Here is a 25,630-nt window from a genome sequence, read left to right on the forward strand (position 1 = left end):
TTGGTTGCGGGTGGCTCCGACGGTCGGGCGCAGACGCCGACAGGCGCGTTCGAGCTCTCGGCGGCCCAGCGCGGGATCTGGTTCGCCCAGCAGGCGCTCGGCTCCATCCCCATCAACATCGCCGAATACGTCGATCTCGTGGGTCCCGTCGACGCCGAGGCCCTCACCGCGGCGTCCAATGCCGCCGGCCGCGAGGCCGGTTCGGGTTTCCTCCGTCTCGTCGACACCGGCGACGTCCCTCTGCAGGTCGTCGAGTCCGGCGCCGTCGACTCCATCTCCCGGCTCGACTTCTCCGACCACCCCGACGCCGTCGAGCGCGCGCTGGAGTGGATGCGCGCCGAGTACAGCCGCCCGATCGACGTCTTCACCGACCGCCTGACCGTCAGCGCGCTCATCCGTGTCGGACCCGAGCGGCACTTCTGGTACTGGCGCGCGCACCACATCGCCACCGACGGGTTCGGTGCGAACGCGATGCTCGCCAGGGTCGCCGCCATCTACTCCGCTCGGCTCGGCGGAGGCGAACCCCCGGCCTGGCGCGGTGCATCGTTGACCGAGCTGGTGGAGGGTGAACGCGCCTACCGCGACTCCTCACGTTTCGACAACGACCGCGCCTACTGGGCCGAGCGCAACGCGGGACTCCCCGGCGCGGTGTCGCTGGCGGCGCGACGTGAACCACCGGGCGCCTTCTCCCGCCTCGCGTCGGTGGAGCTGCGTGGACGGGTGGGGGAACTGGTGGACGCCGCGGCGGCGGAGTCCTCGGGCAGCGCGGCGCCGGCCGTCATCGCCGCGTTCGCGACCTACCTGTCGCGGATGACCGACACCGACGACGTGGTGCTGAGCCTGCCGGTCTCGGCCCGGAACACCGCCAAGCTGCGGTCGGCGGCGGGCATGGTCTCCAACGTGGTCCCGCTCCGCGTCGGGGTCTCCGGCGAGGTGTCGATCGGTCGATTGATCACCGACGCCCAGACCGCCCTGACCGGCGCACTGCGCCGACAGCTGTACCGGCACGAGGACATGCGCCGCGACATCGGCCAGGGCACCGGCGAACGCGGGCTCTTCGGACCATCGGTCAACCTCATGATGTTCCAGTCCGAGGTGAACCTCGGAGACACCGTCGGGCAGATGCACGTCCTCACGACCGGGCCGGTGGAGGACCTCGCGGTCAACATCTACCCCGGGGCCGACGGCAACGCGCTGCGCCTCGACCTCGAGGCCAACCCGCGTCTGTACTCCGCCGACGACCTACAGCGTCACCTCGACCGATTCGTCGATCTCGTGGAGCGGATGCTGGGCAGCGACCGCGCGACAGCGGTCGGCGAGATCACCGTCGGCTCGGCGGACGAGATCGCGATGATCACCGACGAGTGGAACGCGACCGATCACCCCGTCGAGGCGGAGTTGCTCGCCGACGTCTGGCGGCGTCAGGCGCAGGCGACCCCGGACGCGCCCGCCCTGCACTTCGGTGCGCGGACACGGTCGTACGCCGAGTTCGGTGCCGACGTCGCGCGTCTGGCGCGGCACCTGATCGCGCTCGGGATCGGTCCCGATCGCCACGTCGCGATCGCCATGCGGCGTTCGTTCGACCTCTTCGTCGCCGTCCACGCGGTGCTCGAGGCCGGCGGGGCCTACGTCCCCCTCGATCTCGACAGCCCGGTGCAACGACAGGCCGCGGTCCTGCGCGGGAGCGCCGCGCCCGTCGTGTTGACCACGCGCGCAGACGGGTTTGCGGTACCCGACGGGCTCGGCGCATCGCCGCTCGTCGTCGAGATCGACACCGTGGACCTCCACGGCCACGCCGACACCCCGGTGACGCCCGACGAACGTCTCGGCGTGCTGCACCCCGACAACACCGCCTACGTCATCTACACCTCCGGTTCCACCGGCGCACCGAAGGGCGTCGCGGTGAGCCACCGGGCGATCGTGAACCGGCTGCGCTGGATGCAGGGGGAGTACCCGCTCGCCGCCGACGACGTCGTCCTGCACAAGACGCCGGTGACCTTCGACGTGTCGGTCTGGGAACTGTTGTGGGCGTTGCAGGTCGGCGCCTCGGTGGCGATCGCGGTGCCCGACGGGCACCGCGACCCCGAGTATCTCGCCGGCCTCATCGCCTCCCGTGGCGTCACCGCGGTGCATTTCGTGCCGTCGATGTTGGCGCTGTTCGTCGAGTCGGCACCGGCGAGCTCGTTGACGTCTCTGCGCTCGGTGTTCGCCAGCGGTGAGGCCCTGACGCCGTCGGTCGCCGAGCGACTCGCGTCCATCACCGACGCCGCGCTGCACAATCTCTACGGCCCCACCGAGGCCGCCGTCGACGTCACCTACCACCGGTACGACCCCGACGACGTCGACTCGGTGCCCATCGGCCGACCCGTGTGGAACACCCGGGTGTGGGTGCTCGACCGTGCGCTGCGGCCGGTGCCCGTCGGTGCGGTCGGGGAGCTCTATCTCGGTGGTGTGCAACTGGCCCGGGGCTACGTGGGCGACCCGGTCCAGACTTCCGGACGATTCGTGGCGTGTCCGTTCGCCGCGGGTCCCGCGCGGATGTACCGCACCGGCGATCTGGTCCGGTGGACGCCGGACGGTTCGTTGGATTACGTGGGCCGCAGCGACTTCCAGGTGAAGGTCCGTGGCCTGCGGATCGAACTCGGCGAGATCGAGTCGGCCGTACTCGGCGCGCCCGGGGTCCGTGAGACGGTGGTGACGGTCCATCAGAGCGCCCAGGGTCAGCGGCTCGTGGCCTACGTGGTCCCCGCGGTGGTACAGACCGTCGACACCGCGGCCGTCGTGGGGGCCGTGCGAGGTCGTGTCCCCGCCTACATGGTCCCCGACGCCGTCGTCACCCTCGACGAGATGCCCCTGGGCTCCAGCGGCAAGGTCGACCGGAAAGCATTGCCCGAACCCGATTTCTCGGCGCACGCGGCGCCGTTCCGGGCACCGACCACCGACGTCGAGCGTGCGGTGGTCGGTCTCGTGGAGGATCTGCTGGGGCGTGATGGTGTCGGCCTCGACGATTCGTTCTTCGGGCTCGGCGGCGACAGCATCATGTCGATCCAGCTCGTGTCCCGGGCCCGGGCCGCCGGACTGCACTTCACCTCCCGACAGGTGTTCGAGCACAAGACGATCGGTGATCTCGCCGCGGTCGTCCGGACCGACGACGACGCCGTCGCGGCCGTCGAACTGCCCGGCGGGGCGGTCGGCGAGATCGACCTGACACCCATCGTTCGGTCGATGATCGAGATCCCGGAATCGGTCGGCCCGTTCGCGCAGTCGGTCGAGGTGCCCCTCCCCGAGCCGTACGACCTCGACACGCTGGCGGTGGCGGTGGCCGCGGTCATCGACCGGCACGACATCCTGCGGTCGCGGTTGTCGGTCGACGAGGACGGCCGATGGCATCACGTCGTCGACGAGGTGGCCGAACAGCCCGGTCCGCCCGAGATCACCACCGTCGACGTGGTGGCCGAGCCCGGCAGTGCCGCGTTCGCCGCAGGCGTCGACGCGGCCGTGCGCGCGGCCACCGACGCCCTCGACCCGGCGGCCGGACGGGTCGCGCAGTTCGTCGTCGTCCACTCTCTCCCCACAGCATCCGACGCCACGGGATCCGAGCCGGTGGGGTCCCCGGACGGTGCCCGACGTCTGGTGATCGTGCTGCACCACCTCGTGGTCGACGGCGTGTCGTGGCGCATCCTGCTGCCCGACCTCGCGACCGCGTGGGCCCAGCACAGCGCCGGCATGACGGTCGAGCTCGCGCCGGTGAAGACGTCCATGCGTCGATGGGCGCGTGGGATGACCGAACTCGCCGCGACGCGGGCGATCCGGTCCGAGCTCGCGCACTGGCGCACGGTCACCGAGGGACCCAACTCGGTGCAGCTGCCGCTCGATCGGGATCGGCACGTCGTCGCGACTCTGCAGCGCCGCGAACTCCACCTGACCCCGGAGCTCACCGAGACACTGTTGACCCGGGTTCCGCAGGCCTTCCACGCCGGTGTGAACGACGGTCTCCTCGCGGCGCTGGCGTTGGCCGTCTCCGCGTGGCGGACCCCCGATGCCGCCGCGCCGCGTCGATTCCTCGTCAGCATGGAGGCGCACGGCCGCGAGGAGGAGCTGCTGCCGGGCTCGGACCTGTCGCGGACCGTCGGCTGGTTCACCACGGTCTACCCCGTCGCGCTCGATCTCACGGGGGTCGACGTCGCGGCCGCGCTCTCCGGGGGACAGGCGGCCGGGGTCGCGATCAAGACGGTCAAGGAACAGCTCGCCGCGGTGCCGCGCCGCGGTGTCGGGTACGGGTTGCTCCGCCACCTCGACGCCGAGGGCGCACAGGTGCTCGCGGAGACACCGGAACCCTCGATCAGTGTCAACTACCTCGGTCGCCTCGCCGGGACGGGCGCCTCGGGCCCCTGGGTGCCCGAGGGTGATCAGGCGTTACGCGGATGCCGCGGAGCGAATGTCCCTGTGCGCCATGCGCTCGACATCAACGCCTCGGTCGTCGAGACCGCCGCCGGGCCCCAGCTGCGCGCCACGATCGACCACCCCGACGGTGTGCTGACCGACGAGGAGGCCGACGAGCTCGCCGACCTCTGGCACCGCGCGCTCGAGGCCGTCGCCCGCCACGCGGCGTCGGGTGACGCGGGCGGGCTCACACCGTCGGACCTCGATCTGGTCTCGCTCACCCAGGCCGACGTCGACGCCGTCGAGGCACGCTACGACGTCGTCGACGTGTGGCCGTTGGCGCCGTTGCAGAGCGGACTGCTGTTCCACTCGGAGCTGTCGGTCGGGTCGGTCGACCTGTACACCGCCCAGATGGTCCTCGACCTCTCCGGTGTCGACGTCGACCGGATGCGCCGCAGCGCACAGGCTCTCGTCGACCGCCATCCCACACTGCGCACCGCGTTCGTGACCGCGGCCGACGGGACCCCCGTCTCGGTGGTGGCCGCCGCGGCGCCGGTGCCGTTCGTGGTCCACGACCTGTCGGACACCGACGGGGACGTGTCGGCACGGGCGGCCGCCATCGCGCACACCGATCGGGTGACCGCGTTCGACATGGCCACACCGCCCCTGCTGCGTTTCGCGATGATCGCTCTCGGCGACAACCGATTCCGCATGATCGCGACGAACCACCACATCCTGCTCGACGGTTGGTCGATGCCGGTGTTCATGGGTGATCTGTTCGCGCTGTACGCCGCCGGCGGTGACGCGAAGACCCTTCCGGCGCCACCGGCCTACCGCACCTACCTGTCGTGGCTGGCGGCGCAGGACACCGGGGCCTCGGCGGCGGCGTGGGCGAACGCGATGGCCGGGCTCGACGAACCGACGCTGCTCGCCTCCGACATCGTGTCGACGGACGGGATCGCCGAGGTCCCCGGGCAGGTCGAGGTGACCGTCGCCGCCGAGGTGACCGACCGCCTCGGTTCCCACGCCCGCGAGACCGGCATCACCTTCAACACGATGCTCCAGGTGAGCTGGGCGATCGTCCTCGCCCGACTCACCGGGCGCGACGACATCGTGTTCGGCACCACGGTGTCGGGTCGCCCGCCCGAGGTCCCCGGCGTCGAGACCATGCTCGGGTTGTTCATCAACACCGTCCCCGTGCGGGTCACGATGCACGATTCCGACGACGTCGCCGCCCTGTGCAAACGCCTCGCCCACAGCCAGGCCGAACTCCTCGACCACCACACCACCGGGCTCGCCGACATCACCGCCGCCGGTGATCTCGACGTGCTGTTCGACACGATGCTGGTCTACGAGTCCTACCCCCTCGACCGAGAGGCGCTCGCCGCGGCGGCGTCGGTGGACGGGATGACCGTCACCGACGCCGATGTCGTCGACGCGACGCACTATCCGCTGACCGTCATCGCCATCACCGACCCGGATCTGCGGTTGTCGGTGAAGTACCTGCCGTCGATGGTCGACGCCGAACGGGCGACCGACATCCTCGCGATGCTGACCTCGGTGCTCGAGCAGATCGCCCGCGATCGGGAGATGCGGGTGGTCGACGTCGACGTCCTCGACGCCGCCACCCGCACCCGACTGCTGCACCAGGCCGGCAGCACCGACCGCCTCCCGACCCCCGCGCCGCTGCCCGACCTGTTGGCCGCCGCGGCCTCGGCCGGTGGGGATCGCGACGCCGTCGTGTCGCCGGCGGGTTCCATCTCCTACGCCGAACTCGACCGACGATCCGACGCGCTCGCGCGCCGCCTGATCACCCGCGGCATCGGCTCCGAGCAGATCGTCGCTCTCGGCATGAACCGCTCCGTCGAGTTCGTCCTCGGACTGTGGGCGGTCGCCAAGACCGGTGCCGCGTACCTGCCCGTCGACATGCGCTACCCGGCCGCGCGCATCGAACACATGCTCACCGATTCCGGTGCGGTGTACGGCCTGTCGACCTCGGCGTGGCGCGACGTGCGCCCGGCGACGGTGGAATGGCTCGACATCGACGGTCCCGACGTGACCGATGCGACGGACACCGCCCCGGTGCGCGACGCCGACCGCCTACGCCCGGTGTCGGTCGCGAACCTCGCGTACATGATCTACACCTCGGGGACCACCGGACTGCCGAAGGGCGTGGCGGTCACCCACGGTGGCCTCGCCGCACTGATGGCCGAACAGTCCGAGCGCTTCGTCCTCACGCCGGCCTCACGCACCCTGCACTTCGCGTCGCCGAGTTTCGACGCCTCGGTGCTGGAGATGCTGCTGGCCCTGGCCCACGGGTCGACGATGGTCATCGCGCCGTCGGAGATCTACGGCGGCGAGGAACTGCACGACCTGTTGGCCGAATACGGGGTCACCCACGGGTTCGTGACCCCCGCCGCGCTGGCGTCGGTCGACCCCGACGATCTCGACGCCTTCGAGACCGTCGTCGTCGGTGGCGAGGCCTGCCCGCCCGAGCTCGTGGCCCGGTGGGCTCCGGGCCGACGCATGTTCAACGGCTACGGCCCCACCGAGGCAACATGTTTCGCCGATATCGCCGGCCCGATGGAGCCGGGGCGCGACATCACCATCGGACGCCCCGTCCGCGGCCTCACCTCTCTCGTGCTCGACCGCCGACTGCAGCCGGTGGCCGAGGGGGTCGACGGCGAGCTCTACCTCTCGGGTCCCGCCGTCGCGCGGGGCTACCACCGACGGCCGGGGCTCACCGCCGACCGGTTCGTCGCGAACCCGCACGGCACACCGGGCGACCGCATGTATCGCACCGGCGACGTCGTGCGCTGGGTCCGCACCGACGACGGGCTCGAGGTGTTCTACGTCGGACGCCGCGACTTCCAGGTCAAGATCCGTGGCTTCCGTATCGAACTGGGTGAGATCGACGCCGCGCTGGCCGCGCACCCCGACATCACCTTCGCCACCACCGTCGGCACCGCACTCCCCTCGGGCGCGACCGCCCTCGTCGCCTACGTGGTCCCGACGGCGGGGAGTCACACCGACGGCGACCGCGTCACCGCGGCGTCGCTGAAGGACTTCGTGGCCGGCCGGCTCGCGCCGCACATGGTGCCGTCGATCATCATCACCCTCGACACCATCCCGCTCACCCGCACCGGCAAGCTCGACCGCGCGGCACTGCCCGCCCCCGACCTGACCGAGCTGGCGACCGAATCGGTCGAGCCGAGAACCGATCTCGAACGAACACTGGTCGAGATCGTCGCCGAGGTTGTCGGGTTGCCCGCGGTCGGTGTCACCGACTCCTTCTTCGACGTCGGCGGCAATTCGCTGCTGGCGACCAAGGCCGCCGCGCGGATCGGATCGGCGGTGGGGCGCCGGGTCGCGGTGCGTGAACTGTTCGACAATCCGACCGTCGCGTCGCTCGCCGAGCACCTCGCGCAGGAAGGTCTCGCCGCCCAGCCCGGGACGACGAGTCCTGCTGCGCCGGAGCATCTCCCGGCCCTGCGGCCCGGCCTCGCGGCGGCACGACCGGTCCTGTCGCCGACCCAGCAGCAGATGTGGCTGCTCAACCGGATCGACCCGGACAGCGCCGCCTACAACATCGCCATGGTCGTGCACCTCCGCGGACCGCTCGACCGCGCGGCGTTGGCCGCGGCCGCACGCGACGTCGTCGAACGGCACGCCACGCTGCGCACGATCTTCCCGGAGACCGCCACCGGGCCGTATCAGGACGTGCGGGACGCCGACGAGGTCGAGATCGACCTGACCCCCCGGCCGCTCACACCACAGCCGGTCACCGCCGACTCGGTCGAGGCCGCCGTGACCGACGCCGCGACCACCGGATTCGACCTCACACGCGAGTTCCCGGTGCGGTTCACGATGTTCGAGACCGCCGACGATGACGTCCACGTGGTCGTCGTCGTCCACCACATCAGCGCCGACGGTTCCTCGATGGCGCCGCTGGCGCGCGACGTGATGACCGCCTACGCCGCGCGGGCCGGCGGCGACGAGCCGGGCTGGGCGCGCCTACCGGTGCGCTACGTCGACTACGCGGCATGGTTCCGCGCGTCGCTCGGCGACGCGGACGACCCGACATCGACGGCGGCACGCTCGATCGAGTTCTGGCGCACCACGTTGCAGGGCAGCCCCGAGATCATCGACCTCCCGCTCGACCGCCCCCGGCCGCCGACACGCAGCCTGCGCGGCGAGATCGTCGGATTCGACATCGACGAGGCGACCCACGCCGCGGTCGCCGCGGTCGCCCGAGACACCGGCACGTCGGTGTTCATGATCGTCCATGCGGCGCTCGCGGCGATGCTGGCACGGACCACCGGCAGCGACGACGTCGTCATCGGCACCCCGGTCGCCGGTCGCGGTGTCCCCGAGATCGCCGACATCGTCGGTGTATTCGTCAACACGGTGCCGCTGCGCGTCGTCGTCGACGAGGCCGCCTCGGTGTGGGACTTCGTCACACGGGTCCGCGACGTCGACCTCGACGCCTTCGACCACGCCGACCTGCCCTTCGAAGCCGTCGTCGACGCACTCGGCCGCCCCCGCACCGCCGCGTACTCCCCGGTCTTCCAGGTGCTCCTGTCGTTCCAGAACACCGAGCCCGTGCGATTCTCGCTCGCGGGCCTCGACGCCGAGATCAACGCCGACAGCCTCACCGGCACAGCGCAGTTCGACCTCGCCGTCAACCTCTCCGAGGTCCACGCCGACGACGGTTCCGGGGTGGTCGGGCTGGCCGGTTCCCTGACCTTCGCGACCGACCTGTTCGACCCGTCGACCGCGCGGACCCTCGCCGACCGGTTCGTCTCGACCCTGCGATCGATGGTCGCCGACACCGCGGCGTCCGTCGCCGACATCGACATCTGGGGTGCGGACGCCCCCGTGATCGAGGCGCAGATGCCCGAGATCGTCACCCCGGCACCGCCGGCCGCGGTCGTACCCGACCGCGGCGACCTCCTCGACCTCGTGGATCGAGCGGCGGCGGCGCAACCGACCACCGTCGCGATCGACCACGAGTCGGGCCGGTTCACCTTCGCCGACATCGCCGAGCGCCTTGCACCGCTGGCACCGATGGCCGCAGGCGGCTTGAGCCCTGACGCCGTGCTCTCGGTGGCGCTGTCGACCATGATCCCGGCGGCCGCCGCGGCCGCCCCGGGATCCGGCGGCAGCCTCGTCGAACTGATCGAGGAGGTGCACACCGCAGCACGTCGGGTCGCCGGTGCGGACGGCGCCGCCCCCGCACACGAGCCCGCGTGGTCCCCGGACTCGTCGGACACGCTCGCCTCGATCTTCGCCGATCGCGTCCGGGAGGCGCCGGATGCGATCGCGCTGACGGTGGGCCCGCAGTCGCTCACCTACGCCGAGTTCGCGGCGCGGTCCAACCGACTGGCGCGACACCTGATCTCGATCGGCGTCGGCCCCGACGTCACCGTCGGACTCGCGATGGGCCGCAGCGTCGACCTGCTGGTCGGCATGTACGCCGTCGTCGCCGCCGGCGGCGCCTACGTCCCGATCGACCTCGAACACCCGGCGGCCCGGATCGCTCACGTCCTGTCCACCGCCCGCCCGGCGTGCGTGCTGACCGTGGCCGACGCGTCGCTGCCGTCCGACGCCCTCGCCGACACCGCGCCGGATCTCGACATCCCCCGGATCGCGCTCGACACACTGGATCTGCAATCGCTGTCGTCGGCGCCGATCACCGACGCCGAGCGCACGGTTCCGCTGCGCGCCGACAACGTCGCCTACGTCATCTTCACCTCCGGATCGACCGGGATGCCCAAGGGTGTCGCGGTCAGTCACCGGTCGATCGTCAACCGTCTGCGCTGGATGCAGGACCGCTACGGGCTGACCACCGACGACGTCGTGGTGCAGAAGACGCCCGCGACGTTCGACGTGTCGGTGTGGGAGTTCTTCTGGCCGTTGCAGATCGGTGCCCGACTCGTGGTCGCCGAACCCGGCGGCCACCGCGACGTGACCTACCTGACCGGTCTGATCGCCGCCGAGTCGATCACCACCATGCATTTCGTGCCCTCGATGCTCGGGGTCTTCGTCGCCGGGACCGACCCGGCCGCTCTCGGCTCGCTGCGACTGGTCTTCACCAGCGGTGAGGCGCTGGTGGCCGACGTCGCGCGGGCGATGAGCGAGGCCTCGCCCGCCGAGATCCACAACCTCTACGGCCCCACCGAGGCCGCGGTGGACGTGACCCATCACCGATGGGTCCCGGCCGACGAGGTCACCGTCCCGATCGGCGTACCCGTCGCCAACACCCGCGTCGCGGTGCTCGACCGCCGTCTGCGTCCGGTACCCGCAGGGGTCGCCGGCGAGCTGTACCTGCTCGGTGTGCAGTTGGCGCGAGGCTATCTCGGCCGCCCCGACCTCTCGGCCGACCGGTTCATCGCCGTCCCCGCCACGATCGCCGCCGCGCCCGGAGAACGGATGTACCGCACCGGCGACCTGGTGCGGATGCGCACCGACGGCGAGCTGGAGTACCTGGGACGCACCGACTTCCAGGTGAAGCTGCACGGCCTGCGCATCGAACTCGGCGAGATCGAGACGGCGTTGACGGCACTGCCCACCGTCGCCTCGGCCGCGGTGCTGGTGGCGCAGCGCCGCGTCGGCGCGCAGCTCGTCGGTTACGTCGTGCCCGCAACGGGTGCGGTTGTCGACGTCGAGGCGACCAGGAGCGCGCTGACGACGGTGCTGCCGGAGTACATGGTCCCCGCGGTGCTCGTGTCGATCCCGGAGATGCCGGTCAACGCCAACGGCAAGCTCGACCGGTCGGCGCTGGCACGGATCGAGGTCCCCGACACCGACGAGGGCGAGTACGTCGCGCCCGCCGACCCGGTCGAGGAGATCGTCGCCGGACTGTTCGGCGACATGCTCGGCGTCGACCGCGTCAGCACCGCCCGTTCCTTCTTCGAACTGGGTGGCAACTCGCTGATGGCGGCGCAGCTGTCGGTCCGCGTCCACGACACCCTCGGAGTCGCGATCGGCATCCGCGACCTGTTCGAGGCGCAGACCGTCGCGCAGCTGGCCCGCCTGATCACGCAGCGACGCGACTCGGGTGAGTCCGGCTCGGCGATGGTCGCCCGGTTCCGCCCGATCGTCCGCGACGAGTCCCTGCCCGTGCCACTGTCGTTGGCGCAGCAGCGGCTGTGGTTCATCAACACCTACGATCCGACGTCTGGTGCCTACAACATCCCGCTGACGTTCGTGTTCACCGGCGAGCTCGACATCGACGCGCTCAGTGCCGCACTCGTCGATCTCGTCGACCGTCAGCGCGTGCTGCGCACGATCTACCCCTCGACCGCCGACGGCCCGCACCAGGTCGTCGTCCCCACCATCGACGCCCTGCCGCCGGTGCGGCTCGACTCGATCCGTCGCGACGAGCTGTGGGGGCGCCTGCGCGAGTTCGCCGGGCCCGGTTTCGACGTGACGACCACCGTCCCCGTGCGGACCGCCCTATGGCGTCTCAACGAGGACCGACCCGACGAGACGCCCGAGCACATCCTGGTGTTCGTCCTCCATCACATCGCCGCCGACGGGCTGTCGATGCAACCGCTCGCGGCAGATCTGTTGGGCGCCTACGAGGCCCGGCTGCGCGGTGAACAACCCGCGCTCGCTCCGCTGGCCGCCCACTACACCGACTTCGCGATCTGGCAGTCCGCCACGTTCGGGGACGAGACCGACCCCGACTCGATCGCCGCACGGCAACTGGAGCACTGGCGCACGGTGCTGGCAGACGCCCCGGAGATCACCGGCATCCCCACCGATCGCCCGCGGGGTCAGAGCCGCAGCGGGATCGGGGCGACCGAGGTGTTCGAGCTGTCGCCGCAACTGCACCGGGCGATCGTCGCCACCGCCAACTCCCATGGCGTCTCGCGGTTCATGGTGTTCCACGCCGCCCTCGCGGCGTTGCTCGCGCGCCACAGCGGCGACACCGACATCGTGGTCGGCGCACCGATCGGTGGGCGCGGCAGTCCCGAGCTCGACGCGCTGGTCGGCATGTTCGTCAACACCCTGGCCCTACGGCTCGAGGTCGACCCGGCGATGACCGTCGCCGGCCTGCTGACCGCCGCGCGCGACACCGACCTCGACGCGTTCGGACACAGTGACGTCCCGTTCGAGCGTGTCGTCGACGCCCTCGCCCCGACGCGCACCGCGTCCCACACCCCGATCTTCCAGGTCGTGATCGGTGTGAACGGCGCCGCGGCAACCACTCTCGACATCGACGGACTCGGGGTGGCACTGGGGTCGATCGACACCGAGTACAGCAAGTTCGACCTGACGATCGATCTCGGCGAACAGTTCACCGACGACGGCGCACCCGCCGGCGTCACCGGCTTCGTGGGCTACGCGACCGACATCTTCGACGCCGCCACCGCCGCCGCGATGGGGTCACGTCTCACCGCCATCCTCTCCGGTTTCGTCGACGCGGATGCCGCCGACAGGCCGGTGGGAGAGATCCCCATCATGACCGCCGCCGAGCGCGCGGAGGTCACCCCGGTGCGCGGGCGGCCCGCGCCGCCGCTGCGTCTGCTCTCGGAGATCCTCGACGCCGCCGCGCACGTCGATCCCGACGCCACGGCGCTGGTGTGTGGCGACGAGTCGATGTCCTACCGCGAACTCGACGAACGCTCGAATCGGATCGCCCGCGAACTCATCGATCGCGGACTCGGCACCGAGGACGTGGTCGCCCTGGCCATCGGCCGCAGCATCTCCTCGGTGCTCGGGGTGTGGGGTGTGGTGCGCAGCGGCGCGGCGTTCGTCCCCGTCGACCCCCACTACCCGGCTGACCGTGTCGCGCACATGCTCACCGATTCCGGTGCACGCCTGGTGATCACTCGGACCGTCGACGGTGCGCTCGTACTGCCCGACGGTGTCGAGTCGATCGACATCGACGATCCCGCCTTCGATCGACACCATCCGGAACCCATAAGGCGCGAGGAGCTGGTGCGCGTCCCGCGGCCGGAGAACTGCGCGTACATCATCTACACCTCGGGGACCACCGGGAAGCCGAAGGGCGCCGAGCTGACGCACCGAGGGCTGGCGCCGTACGCCGCCGAGGTCGCCGACCGGTACCGCATCACGCCCGACTCGCGGACGCTGCACGTCGCGTCGCCGAGCTTCGACGCATCGATCCTCGAGCTCCTGCTCGCCACGTCGGTCGGCGCGACGATGATCATCGTCCCCACCACCGTCTACGGCGGCGAGGAACTGCACGACCTCCTGGCCCGCGAACGTGTGACGCACGCCTTCATCACCCCGGCCGCGCTGGCGTCGGTGAACCCCGAGGGGTTGGACGACTTCACCGAGATCGCCGTCGGCGGTGAGGCGGTGCCCGCAGAGTTGTTCGCGCGCTGGGCTCCCGGGCGCAACGTCTACAACGGCTACGGTCCGACCGAGGCCACCATCATGACCAACATCAGCGCACCGGTCGTGCCCGGCGAGCAGATCACCATCGGCGGTCCGATCACCGGTGTCAGCGCTCTCGTGCTCGATGCGCGGCTGCAGCCGGTGCCCGTCGGCGTCCCGGGCGAGCTCTACGTGAGCGGGCCGGGTGTCGCACGCGCCTACCACGACCGCCCCGGACTGACCGCCGAGCGTTTCGTCGCGAACCCGGCCGAGCCGGGGGAGCGGATGTATCGCACCGGCGACGTCGTGCGGTGGGTCCGCACCCCCGGACGCGGTCTGGAGATCGTCTACCTCTCGCGCTCGGATCACCAGGTGAAGGTCCGCGGCTTCCGCATCGAACTCGGCGAGATCGACTCCGTCCTCGCCGCGCACCCGGCGGTCGAGTTCGCCGCCACGCTCGGCGTCGACGGACCGGGCGGCGGCACGGCGCTGGCGAGTTACGTGACGCTGGTGGCGGGTTCGACGGTCGGGCCGAGTGACCTGACGGAGTACGCGGCGCGGTTCCTGCCGCAGTACATGGTGCCCAGCGCCGTGACCGTTCTCGACGAAGTCCCGCTGACGCCGACCGGCAAGCTGGATCGACGCGTGCTGCCGACGCCGGAGTTCATCGCGGCCGCCACCTCCGCCCGCGACCCCGAGACGCCACTGGAACGTGCGATCGCACACGCCTTCGCCGAGGTCCTCGACCTCGACCGCGTCGGCGCCGACGACTCGTTCTTCGACCTCGGCGGCAACTCCCTGGCCGCGACCCGCGTCATCGCGCGGATCAACGAGAACCTCAACGTGCGCCTCGGCGTGCGGGTGCTGTTCGAGTCGTCGACGGTCGCCGACCTCGCCGAGGCGGTCGCCGCACTCGACGCGGCCGACGGGATCACCACCCCGCCGCTGACCGCCGGCCCGCGCCCCGATCGGGTCCCGCTGTCGCTCGCACAGCAGCGGATGTGGTTCCTCAACCGCCTCAACCCCGATGTCGCCGACTACAACATCCCTCTCGGGCTGCGGCTGCGCGGTGCGCTCGACCTCGACGCGTTACACGCCGCGTTGGCCGATCTCCTGGCCCGTCAAGAGATCCTGCGGACGGTGTACCCCGATTCCGACGACGAACCGTTCCAGCGGGTCCTCGGGGTCGACGAGTACACCCCGGGCCTGCAGATCACCGAGGTCGACGGCGAGGACGGCCTGCTCGCCGCGGCCCTGGCGACCGCGTCGGCCGGATTCGACGTCACCGCGGCACCGCCGTTGCGGGCCAACCTGTTCCGCCTGGCCGACGACGATCACGTACTGCTCCTGGTGATCCACCACATCGCCGCCGACGGGTCGTCGCTGGTGCCGCTCGCGACCGACCTGATGGCGGCGTACACCGCGCGGGCCGCGGGCGACCGACCGCATCTGCGGCCGCTGTCGGTGCAGTACGCCGACTACGCCATCTGGCAGCGCGCGGTGATGGGGGACGAGAACGACCCGGAATCGCCGGCGAGCAGGCAGATCGCGTTCTGGCGCGAACACCTCGCCGGTCTGCCGGAGCTGCTGGCCATCCCCACCGACCGGCCCCGCACCGACCGCCGTTCCATCGAGGGCGGCGAGGTCACGTTCACCGTCGACGCCGAACTGCAGCAGCGGCTCGCGCAGCTCGCGCGTGAGCACGACGCCACCATGTTCATGGTGTTGCACGCCGCGTACGCGGCCCTGTTGTCGCGGATGTCGGGTACCGGCGACGTCGCCGTCGGCACACCCATCGCCGGCCGCACCGCCTCGGCGACCGAGGGACTCGTCGGCATGTTCGTCAACACCCTGGTGTTGCGCACCACGGTGCCGAGCTCGGCCACGTTCGTCGAATCCCTCGCCGCGACGAAGCAGTCCGACCTGGCCGCCTTCGGCAACGCCGATCTGCCGTTCGAACAGGTGGTGGAGGTCCTCGCGCCCGCCCGTTCGCGCAAATACGCACCGCTCGTGCAGGCGACCCTGACGATGCAGAACATCGAGGTCCCGACCGTCACCCTCCCCGGACTCGAGGTGAGCGCCCTCGACCTGCCGATCCGGGTCGCGAAATCCGATCTGGGCCTCACCATCTCGGAGAGTTTCGGCGCCGACGGCCGTGGTCGCGGCATCGACGCGGTGCTCGACTTCACCGTCGACATCTTCGACCACGCGACCGTGGAGGCCATGGCCCAGCGGTTCGTGACCATCCTGTCCGCCGTCGCCGACGACGAGAACGTCGTCATCGGCGACATCGACATCCTCACCGAGACCGAGCGTGATCAACTGGCCGACTCCAGCACGGGTGACCCTGTGGCGGCCGACGTCGGACCCGTCGACACCGACGCCCGCTCCCTCGATCAGCTGCTGGCGACGGCCGCGCGTATCAACCCCGACGGGATCGCGCTGTCGCACAACGGTGTCGACGTCACCTACGGCGCCCTGCAGGCCAAGTCGGCGGAGATGGCGGCCACCTTGGGGTCGGTCGGCATCGGTCCCGAGGCCGCGGTGACGGTGGCGTTGTCGACACTGCTGCCCGGTCTGCTCGACGACGGCTCGGGTGGCGCCTTCGCCCAACGGTTCTCGGGGATGCTCGCCGCGGTCATCGCCGAGTCGGGGCACGCGCCGGCCGAGGACAACCTGACCCTCGTCGACCTCTTCGACGAGCAGGTCGGCCGCACCCCCGATGCCCCCGCCCTGCGGTTCGCCCCGGTCAGCACCACGCCGGTCGAGGTGACGTACGCCGAGTTCGCCGACCGCGTGCACCGGTTGACCCGCCATCTCGTCGACGTCGGGGTCGGCCCCGAGGTCCACGTCGCACTCGCCATGCGCCGATCGATCGACCTCCTGGTGGGGATGTACGCGATCGTCGGTGCGGGTGGCGCCTACGTGCCGGTCGATCTCGACCATCCGGCCGATCGCATCGCCTACATCCTCGACAGCGCCGATCCGCTGCTGGTGCTCACCACCACCGCCGACGACATCGACCAGGCGTTCGGCGCAACGCCCGATCGCGGCGGGGTGCCGGTTCTCGCGATCGACACCCTCGACCTGTCCGGTGTGTCGGGTGGCCCGGTCACCGACACCGACCGACGCGGTCCGCTGCACGCCGACAACACCGCGTACGTGATCTACACCAGCGGTTCCACAGGGCGTCCCAAGGGCGTCGCGATCACCCACCGCGCCATCGTGAACCGGCTCCGCTGGATGCAGGCCGAGTACCCGATGGACGCCACCGACGCCGTCCTGCAGAAGACACCGGCCACGTTCGACGTATCGGTGTGGGAGTTCTTCTGGCCGCTGCAGGTCGGTGCACGACTCGTCATCGCCGCGCCCGACGCCCATCGTGACCCCGCCGAGGTCGCCCGCGTGATCGCCGAGAACGACGTCACCGTCGCCCATTTCGTGCCCTCGATGCTGTCGGCGTTCACCGCGGCGCTGGCCGACCGTGATCGCAGTGACCGCCGACTCGCGTCGATGCGCCGGGTGTTCGCCAGCGGCGAGGCACTGCCCCCGACCGTCGCCGCACGTCTCGCCGCACTCACGACGATCGCGGTCGACAACCTGTACGGACCGACCGAGGCTGCGGTCGACGTCACTTATCACCACTACACCGCGGCCGACACCGAGACCGTCCCCATCGGCCGTCCGGTCGCCAACACCGGCGTGCATGTCCTCGACGAACGTCTGCGCCCGGTGCCGCCCGGCGTCGCCGGCGAGCTCTACATCACCGGTGTCCAGCTCGCCCGCGCGTACGTCGGCCGCCCCGACCTGACCGCCGATCGCTTCGTCGCCGACATCACCTCGGTGACCGGTGAACGCATGTACCGCACCGGCGATCTCGTGCGCCGACGCACCGACGGCGAGATCGAGTACATCGGACGCACCGACTTCCAGGTGAAGCTGCGCGGACTGCGGATCGAGCTCACCGAGATCGAGGCCGCCCTCCTCGACGAACCGGAGATCTCCGACGCCGTCGCCGTGGTCGTCGGTGATCAGCAGGCGCAGACCGACGGTGACCAGCAACTCGTCGCCTACGTCGTCGGGGCCGGGGGAGCGCAACCGGATGTCGCCGCGGTCACCACGGCCCTGCGGAGGCGTCTGCCCGCCTACATGGTGCCCGCGGCGATCATCGTGCTGCCGTCGTTCCCGCTGACCCCCAACGGCAAACTCGACCGCCGCGCACTCCCGGTCCCCGACTTCGCCTCCACCGAGGTCGAGTTCGTCGAGCCGGGCACCGACGCCGAGCGCGCCGTGGCCCGGGTGTTCGCCGACATCGCCCGCCGCGACCGCGTCGGGGCGAACGATTCCTTCTTCGACATCGGCGGCACGTCGCTCGGCGCCACCCGGGTGGCCGCCCGCGTGCAGGCCGCGCTCGGTGTGTCGGTCGGTGTCCGTGATGTCTTCGATCACCCGACCGTCGCCGAACTCGCCGCCGCGATCGGTGACCGGGACTCCGACAACCGGCGTCCGGTGTTGGTCGCCCGCCGCCGACCGGAGCGCATCCCGCTCTCGCCGGCGCAGGCCCGTATGTGGTTCATCAACCAGTTCGACACCTCGTCGCCTGCCTACAACCTCCCGCTGCCGCTGCGATTGACCGGCACCCTCGATCGCGTCGCGCTGCGCGCCGCGGTGGCCGACGTGCTCGAGCGACACGAGTCGCTGCGCACCACCCACCCCGACTCCGTCGACGGTCCGCATCAGGTCATCCACCCGACCGATTCCGCGTGGGCGCAGATCTACTCCGAGACCACCGTCGAACCCGACTCGGTCACCGACGAGGTCACCCGCCGGGCGATCGCCGGTTTCGACGTCACCACCGGCTTCCCGGTGCGCATCGTGCTGATGACGATCGGACACGGCTCCGGGACACCTACGCCCTCCGACGACGAACACCTGCTGATGGTGGTCGCCCACCACATCAGCGCCGACGGTTCGTCACTCGCACCCCTCTTCCGGGATCTGGTGGTGGCGTACGAGTCCCGACGGTCCGGCTCGGTCGCCCCGCGGCCACCGTTGCCGGTGCAGTACGCCGACTTCTCGCTGTGGCAGCGCGACCTGCTCGGCGACGAATCCGATCCGACATCACTGGCCGCGCAACAGATCGAGCACTGGCGCACCACGCTGGTCGGGGTGGGGGAGTCACTCGACCTGCCGACCGACCGACCACGTCCGGCGGTGCAGTCGCTGCGCGGCGACATGGTCCGGTTCGCGATCGACGCCGATCTCCGAACCCGACTCGCGGCCGTCGCCCGCACGCACGACGTCAGCCTCTTCATGGTCCTGCACGCCGCGCTGGCGATCCTCCTCGAACGCCTGTCCGGGTCGCGCGACATCGTGATCGGCACACCGGTCGCCGGTCGCGGCGAGGAGGCCCTCGACGACCTCGTCGGCATGTTCGTCAACACCGTCGTGCTGCGTACCGAGGTCGACCCCGAGGCCGACACCGCCGACCTGCTCGCCGCAGTGCGTGCGGTCGACGTCGACGCGATGGCGCACGCCGACATCCCGTTCGAGCGCCTGGTCGAGGTCCTCGACGTCCCCCGCTCCACCGCACACCACCCGCTGTTCACCGTGGCACTGTCGTTCGACAACAACGAGGCGCCCGACCTGACGCTGCCGGATCTGCGCGTGCAGGTCGTCGAGGCGGAGTTCGAGGTCGCCAAGTTCGACCTACAGCTGTCCGTCGGCGACTCCGCCCCGCCCGACGAGGCGGCGCCGGCGATGTTCACCTACGCCACCGACCTGTTCGACCAGTCGACGGTCGCGACCTTCGCCGACCGGTTCCTGCGGATCCTCGCCGCGATCGCCGATGACACCGCGACCACCGTCGGCGCCATCGACATCCTCGGTCCGTCGGAGCGTCGTGACCTCCTCGCCGTCACCGGCGGCGAACCCGTCGCCGACACCCTGCTGCCCGACCTGCTGACCCGCGGCGTGACGATCGACCCCGACCGCGTCGCGATCACCTTCGAGGGCCGGTCGCTGACCCATCGCGAGCTCGACGACCTGACGAATCGGGTTGCCCGCGACCTGATCTCGCGCGGTGCGGGACCCGAGACCGTGGTGGCGCTGGGAATGCGGCGCAGCCTGTCGTCGGTGACGGGCACCATCGCGATCGCCAAGACCGGTGCGGCCTACCTGCCGATCAACCCCGAGTACCCCGCCGAGCGGATCGCGGGCATGCTCACCGACTCTCGAGCCCTGTTCGGCATCACCATCGCCGCCGACGTCGTCGATCTCCCCGACACCGTCACGTGGCTCGACATCGACGAGATCGCCACGGCCACAGCGGATCGTGACGCCGCGCCGGTCACCGATGTCGATCGCACCGCGACGCTGCGACCCGACCATCCCGCCTATCTGATCTACACCTCGGGCTCGACGGGGACACCCAAGGCCGTCGTCGTCACGCATACGGGCCTCGCGAACCTCGCCGCCGACGTCCGCGAGCACTACGACACCACCGAACGGTCGCGGGTGCTCCACGTCGCCTCGCCGAGTTTCGACACCTCCGTGGGCGAACTGCTCGCCGCGTTCTCCGCAGGCGCCACCCTGGTCGTCGCTCCGCAGGACGTGTTCGGCGGCGACGAACTCGCGGCCCTCATCGCCGCGGAGTCGGTCACGAACGTCGTCATGACCCCGACCGCGCTGATGACGGTCGACCCCGACGGCCTCGACACGGTCACCTCGGTCGTCGTCGGCGGCGACGTGTGCCCGCCCGAGCTCGCCGCCCGGTGGACCGGTCGGCTGCGCAACGCCTACGGACCCACCGAGACCACCGTCATCGACACCATCACCCCCGGCCTCGAACCCGGTGTGCGGGTGACCATCGGGTCGCCGCTGCGTGGGGTGAGCGCGCGCGTCCTCGATGCCCGGATGCGCCTGGTGCCCAAGGGGGTCGTCGGCGACCTCTACCTCGCCGGTGCGGGCCTGGCGCGGGCCTACCACGACCGGCCCGGGACCACCGCGGAGCGCTTCGTCGCCGATCCCTTCGGCGCGCCGGGCGCTCGGATGTACCGGACCGGCGACCTCGTGCGGGTCAGCATCGATCCCGCACTGCCGACCAACTCGTTGGAGTACGTGGGGCGCGGTGACTTCCAGGTGAAGGTGCGCGGATTCCGCGTCGAGCTCGGCGAGATCGACCGCGCGCTCACCGCCTCCGCCGACGTCGAGTACGCCGTCACCATCGGCGCGACCGGACCCGACGGACAGACCGCGTTGGCCTCCTACGTCCTCGGATCGCCCGGTGCCACACCCGATCCCGACGCGCTGCGCGAGGCGGTCGCGTCACGTCTGCCGGGTCACATGGTGCCCGCGGTGATCACGGTGCTCGACGAGATCCCGCTGACGCCGATCGGCAAACTCGACCGGCGCGCCCTGCCCGCCCCGGAGTTCGTCGTCGCCGAACGCGAGTACCGCGCACCGCGCACCGCGGTCGAGCAGACCCTGGTCGACGTGTTCGCCGAGGTCCTCGGGGTCGATCCCCTCGGTGAGCACCCGGTGGGTGTCGACGACAGCTTCTTCGATCTCGGCGGTAACTCGCTGAGCGCGACGAAGGTGGTCGGCCGCGCGTCGGCCGCCCTGGGCACCGCCATCGGGGTCCGTGAGCTGTTCGCGGCGCCCACCGTCGCCGGGCTCGCCGAACGTCTCGCCGCCGGGGAGGTCGGCCGCCCCGCACGTCCGCCGCTGGTCGCCCGGCCCCGTCCGGACCGGATCCCGTTGTCGCTGGCGCAGACCCGCATGTGGTTCCTCAACCAGTTCGACCCCGGGTCGGCGGCCTACAACATCCCGGCCGCGGTGACGCTGCGCGGGAACCTCGACCTCGACGCGCTGCGGGCGGCGATCGCCGATGTCATCGCACGCCACGAGTCGCTCCGGACGGTGTACCCCGACTCCGCCGCAGGCCCGCACCAGGTGATCCTGCCCGCTGAGCAGGCGGTACCCGACGTGTCCGTCACCGAGGTGCCCGCCTCCGACGTGCCGGAGAGATTGCGGGAGTTCCTCTCGGCCGGGTTCACCGTCACCGACTCGGTCCCCGTGCGGATCACCGTGCTGCGGGTCGCCGAGGACCAGCATGTGCTGGCCATGGCGGTGCACCACGTCGTCGCCGACGGCGAGTCGATGGTGCCGTTCGTGACCGACCTCGCCCTGGCCTACGCCGCCCGCGTGGAGGCCACCGAACCCGCCTGGCATCGACTGCCGGTGCAGTACGCCGACTTCGCGATCTGGCAGCGCGAACTCCTCGGCGACGAGGACGACCCGACCAGCCTGCTCAGCGCGCAGATCGCCTTCTGGAAGACGACCCTCGCAGCGTTGCCCGATCAGCTCGAGCTGCCCCTCGACCGCCCCCGCCCACCGGTGCAGTCGCTGCGCGGGAGTCAGCACGCGTTCACCGTCCCCGCGGACGTGCACCGCCGGATGGCCGACCTCGCCCGATCGCACAACGCGAGCACGTTCATGGCGTTCCACGCCGCGTTCGCGGTGCTCCTCGGTCGGCTCTCGCGCAGCCGCGACATCATCGTCGGGACGCCGATGGCCGGGCGTACCGAACGCGAACTCGACGGCGTGATCGGCATGTTCGTCAACACCCTCGCGCTGCGCGTCGACGTCGACCCCGCCACGCCGTTCGACCGGCTGCTCGAGACGACCCGCGATGGTGACGCCGAGGCGTTCAGCCACTCCGACGTCCCCTTCGAGCGGCTCGTCGAGGTGCTCAACCCGGTGCGCTCCACCGCGCGCCACCCGATCTTCCAGGTGGGTCTGTCGTTCCAGAACATCGACCGCGCCGCACTCGATCTCGCCGGTCTGCGCATCGAGCCCGTCGAGTTGCCCGACGGTGTGGCGCAGTTCGACCTGCACCTCATCCTGTCGCCGGAGTACGACGAGCACGGCGCCCCGGCCGCGATCGAGGCGGTGTTCACCTTCGCCGACGACCTCTTCGACCGCGACACGGTGCACAGCGTGGCGCAGCGGTTCACGACACTGCTGGACTCGCTCCTCGCCGCACCGGGTACGCCGGTCGGCGACCTGCCGGTGATGTCGCCGTCGGAGATCGCCGATGTCGTCGACGGCCGCAACAACACCGCGGTCGTGTTGGCCCCCACCACCCTCGCCGACATCCTGGCGTCGTCGTTCGCGGCCTACCCGACGCGCGTGGCGCTCGACTCCGAGAACGGCTCGCTCGATTTCGCCGCGCTGGCCGCCCGCGTCAACCGCCTCGCCCGCGCGCTCATCGATCGTGGTGTCGGGCCCGAGGTCGTCGTCGGTCTGGCCATGCACCGCTCGATCGACCTGGTCGTCGCGATGTACGCCGTCACCGTCGCCGGTGGCGCGTACCTGCCGATCGATCCCGACCATCCCGCCGACCGCGTCGCCTACATCCTCGACCATGCGGCACCGAGCGTCGTGCTGGTCTCCGACGGCACCCCCGCGGTGGTCGCGGGGGGCACCGACGTCATCGACCTCGCGGAGGTCGATCTCGGTGGCTACGCCGCGACCGAGGTCGACGACTCCGAGAGACGAGAGACGTTGCGGCCGTGGAACACCGCCTACGTCATCTACACGTCGGGATCGACCGGGCGGCCCAAGGGTGTGGCCGTGCCGCACTCGGCCATCGTCAACCAGCTGAACTGGCTCTCGGTGGAGTTCCGTCTCGCCTCCGACGACGCGTTGCTCCTTCGGACCCAGGCCACCTTCGACCTCTCGGTGTGGGAGTTCTGGTGGGCCGTGACCGCGGGTGTCCGCCTCGTGGTCGCCGGGCCGACCGCGCATCGCGATCCCGCGGTACTCGCCGACCTCATCGAGCGCCGCCGGGTCACCGTGACCACGTTCGTGCCGTCGCTGCTGGCGGCGTTCCTCGCCGACGTGGCGCCCGAACAGGTCGCCGGTCTCCGTCAGATCCTGTGCATCGGTGAGGCGTTGACCGCCGACGTCGTCCACCGACTCCGCGCGGTGTCGTCGGCGTCGGTGCACAACCTCTACGGTCCTACCGAGGCGGCGGTCAGCGTCACCCATCAGCCGGTTCCCGCACACGTCGAGGCCGTGGTGGGAATCGGTCGGCCCGAATGGAACACCCGCGTACACGTCCTCGACGATCGACTGCACCCGGTCCCCGACGGGGTGACCGGTGAGCTGTACATCGCCGGTGACCAGCTGGCCCGCGGGTACCTCGCACGCCCGGACCTGACCGCCGACCGCTTCGTCGCCGACCCGTTCGGACCGGCCGGCACACGGATGTACCGCACCGGCGACCTCGTGCGGTGGACCCGCGTCGGCGACGACCCGATCCCGACCCTGGTCTACATGGGGCGCAGCGACTTCCAGGTGAAGGTGCGCGGCCTGCGCATCGAGCTCGAGGAGATCGAGCGCGTGCTCGGGGCCGCTGCGTCGGTGCAGACCGCCGTCGTCACCGTGCACCGCGACCCGCGATCGGGTGAACACCTCGTGGCCCACCTCGTGCCCGCGCCCGGGGCGACGATCGACGAACGCGCGGTCCTCGACGCCGCCGCCGCCGACCTGCCGTCGTACATGGTCCCGACCGTCACGATGGTCCTGGAGACGTTGCCGCTCAACATCAACGGCAAACTCGACCGCCGTGCGCTCCCCGAACCCGACCTGCGCGGGGGCGCCGACCACACGCCGCCGAGCGGACCGGTCGAGGAGATCGTCGCCGGGCTGTTCGCCGACCTCACCGGCGTCGAGACGGTGGGCGCCCACGACAGCTTCTTCGCCATCGGCGGCAACTCGTTGTCGGCGACGCGGGCGATCGCGCGCATCAACGCGGCGTTGGGCACCGACCTCACGGTGCGGGACCTGTTCACCGACCCGACCGTCGCGGGGGTCGCCGCGGCCGCCGAACACAGTGCGTCGTCGGATCGTCCGCTTCTGTCCGCCGGACCGCGCCCGGCGCAGATCCCGTTGTCCCCGGCGCAGAGTCGTATGTGGTTCATCAATCAGTTCGACACCTCGTCGCCCGCATACAACATCCCGTCGGTCATCCGACTCGTCGGCGAACTCGACGTCGAGGCGCTGCGGGCGGCCGTGGCCGACGTCGTCGCCCGCCACGAGATCCTGCGCACGCACTACCCCGCGGACGCACAGATCGGCGGCAACGACCGCGCCCCGCGTCAGTCGATCGCCGAGCACGAGGATGCCGCCGCACGCGCCCTGCTGTCGGTGGGCGAGGTCGCCGACCACGAGGCGCTGCACGCCGAGCTGATCCGTCTGGTCTCCACCGGTTTCGACGTCGCCGCGCAGGTGCCGCTGCGGATGGCGTTGCTGTCGGTCGTATCCGGGACCGATGCACCGTCGGACACGGGCGTGAATGCCGACGCCGGGCGTCGCGACGAACACGTCCTCGTGGTCGTCGTGCACCACATCAGCGGCGACGGATCGTCGGTGACCCCGCTCGCGCGCGACGTGATGACCGCGTACAGCGCGCGGCGCGGTGGCGAGGCCCCGGGGTGGCCGCCACTGCCCGTCCAGTACGCCGACTACGCGTTGTGGCAGCGGGAACTGCTGGGCTCGGAGGACGATCCCGATTCCCTCGCCTCGCGTCAGATCGACTACTGGAGCACGCGTCTCGACGGTCTGCCCGACGTGATCGACCTGCCGGCCGACCATCCGCGTCCCGCTGTCGCGTCGACCGCGGGTGCGAACCTCGAGTTCTCGGTGGGCCCCGAGATCCACGCCGGGCTGCAACGTCTGGCCGGAGCCCACGGCGCGACGTTGTTCATGGTGGTCCACGCGGCGTTGGCGGTGCTGCTCGCCCGGTCGGGCACCACCGACGACATCGCCATCGGTACCGCGGTCGCCGGTCGCGGCGACGCCGATCTCGACGACCTCGTCGGCATGTTCG

1 protein-coding gene (running past one end of the window) is annotated in these 25,630 nt (G+C 71.0%); it reads left to right on the forward strand.

Annotated elements, in window-relative coordinates; all coding sequences use genetic code 11:
• Positions 1-25,630: the 5' portion of a non-ribosomal peptide synthase/polyketide synthase gene (locus tag ACLBW1_RS13685; RefSeq protein ID WP_447812388.1), read on the forward strand. Its footprint extends 8,510 nt past the window's final position; only the first 25,630 of its 34,140 coding nucleotides appear in the window; the start codon lies at positions 1-3; the stop codon falls past the right edge of the window.

The organism is Williamsia sp. M5A3_1d, from assembly GCF_053345315.1.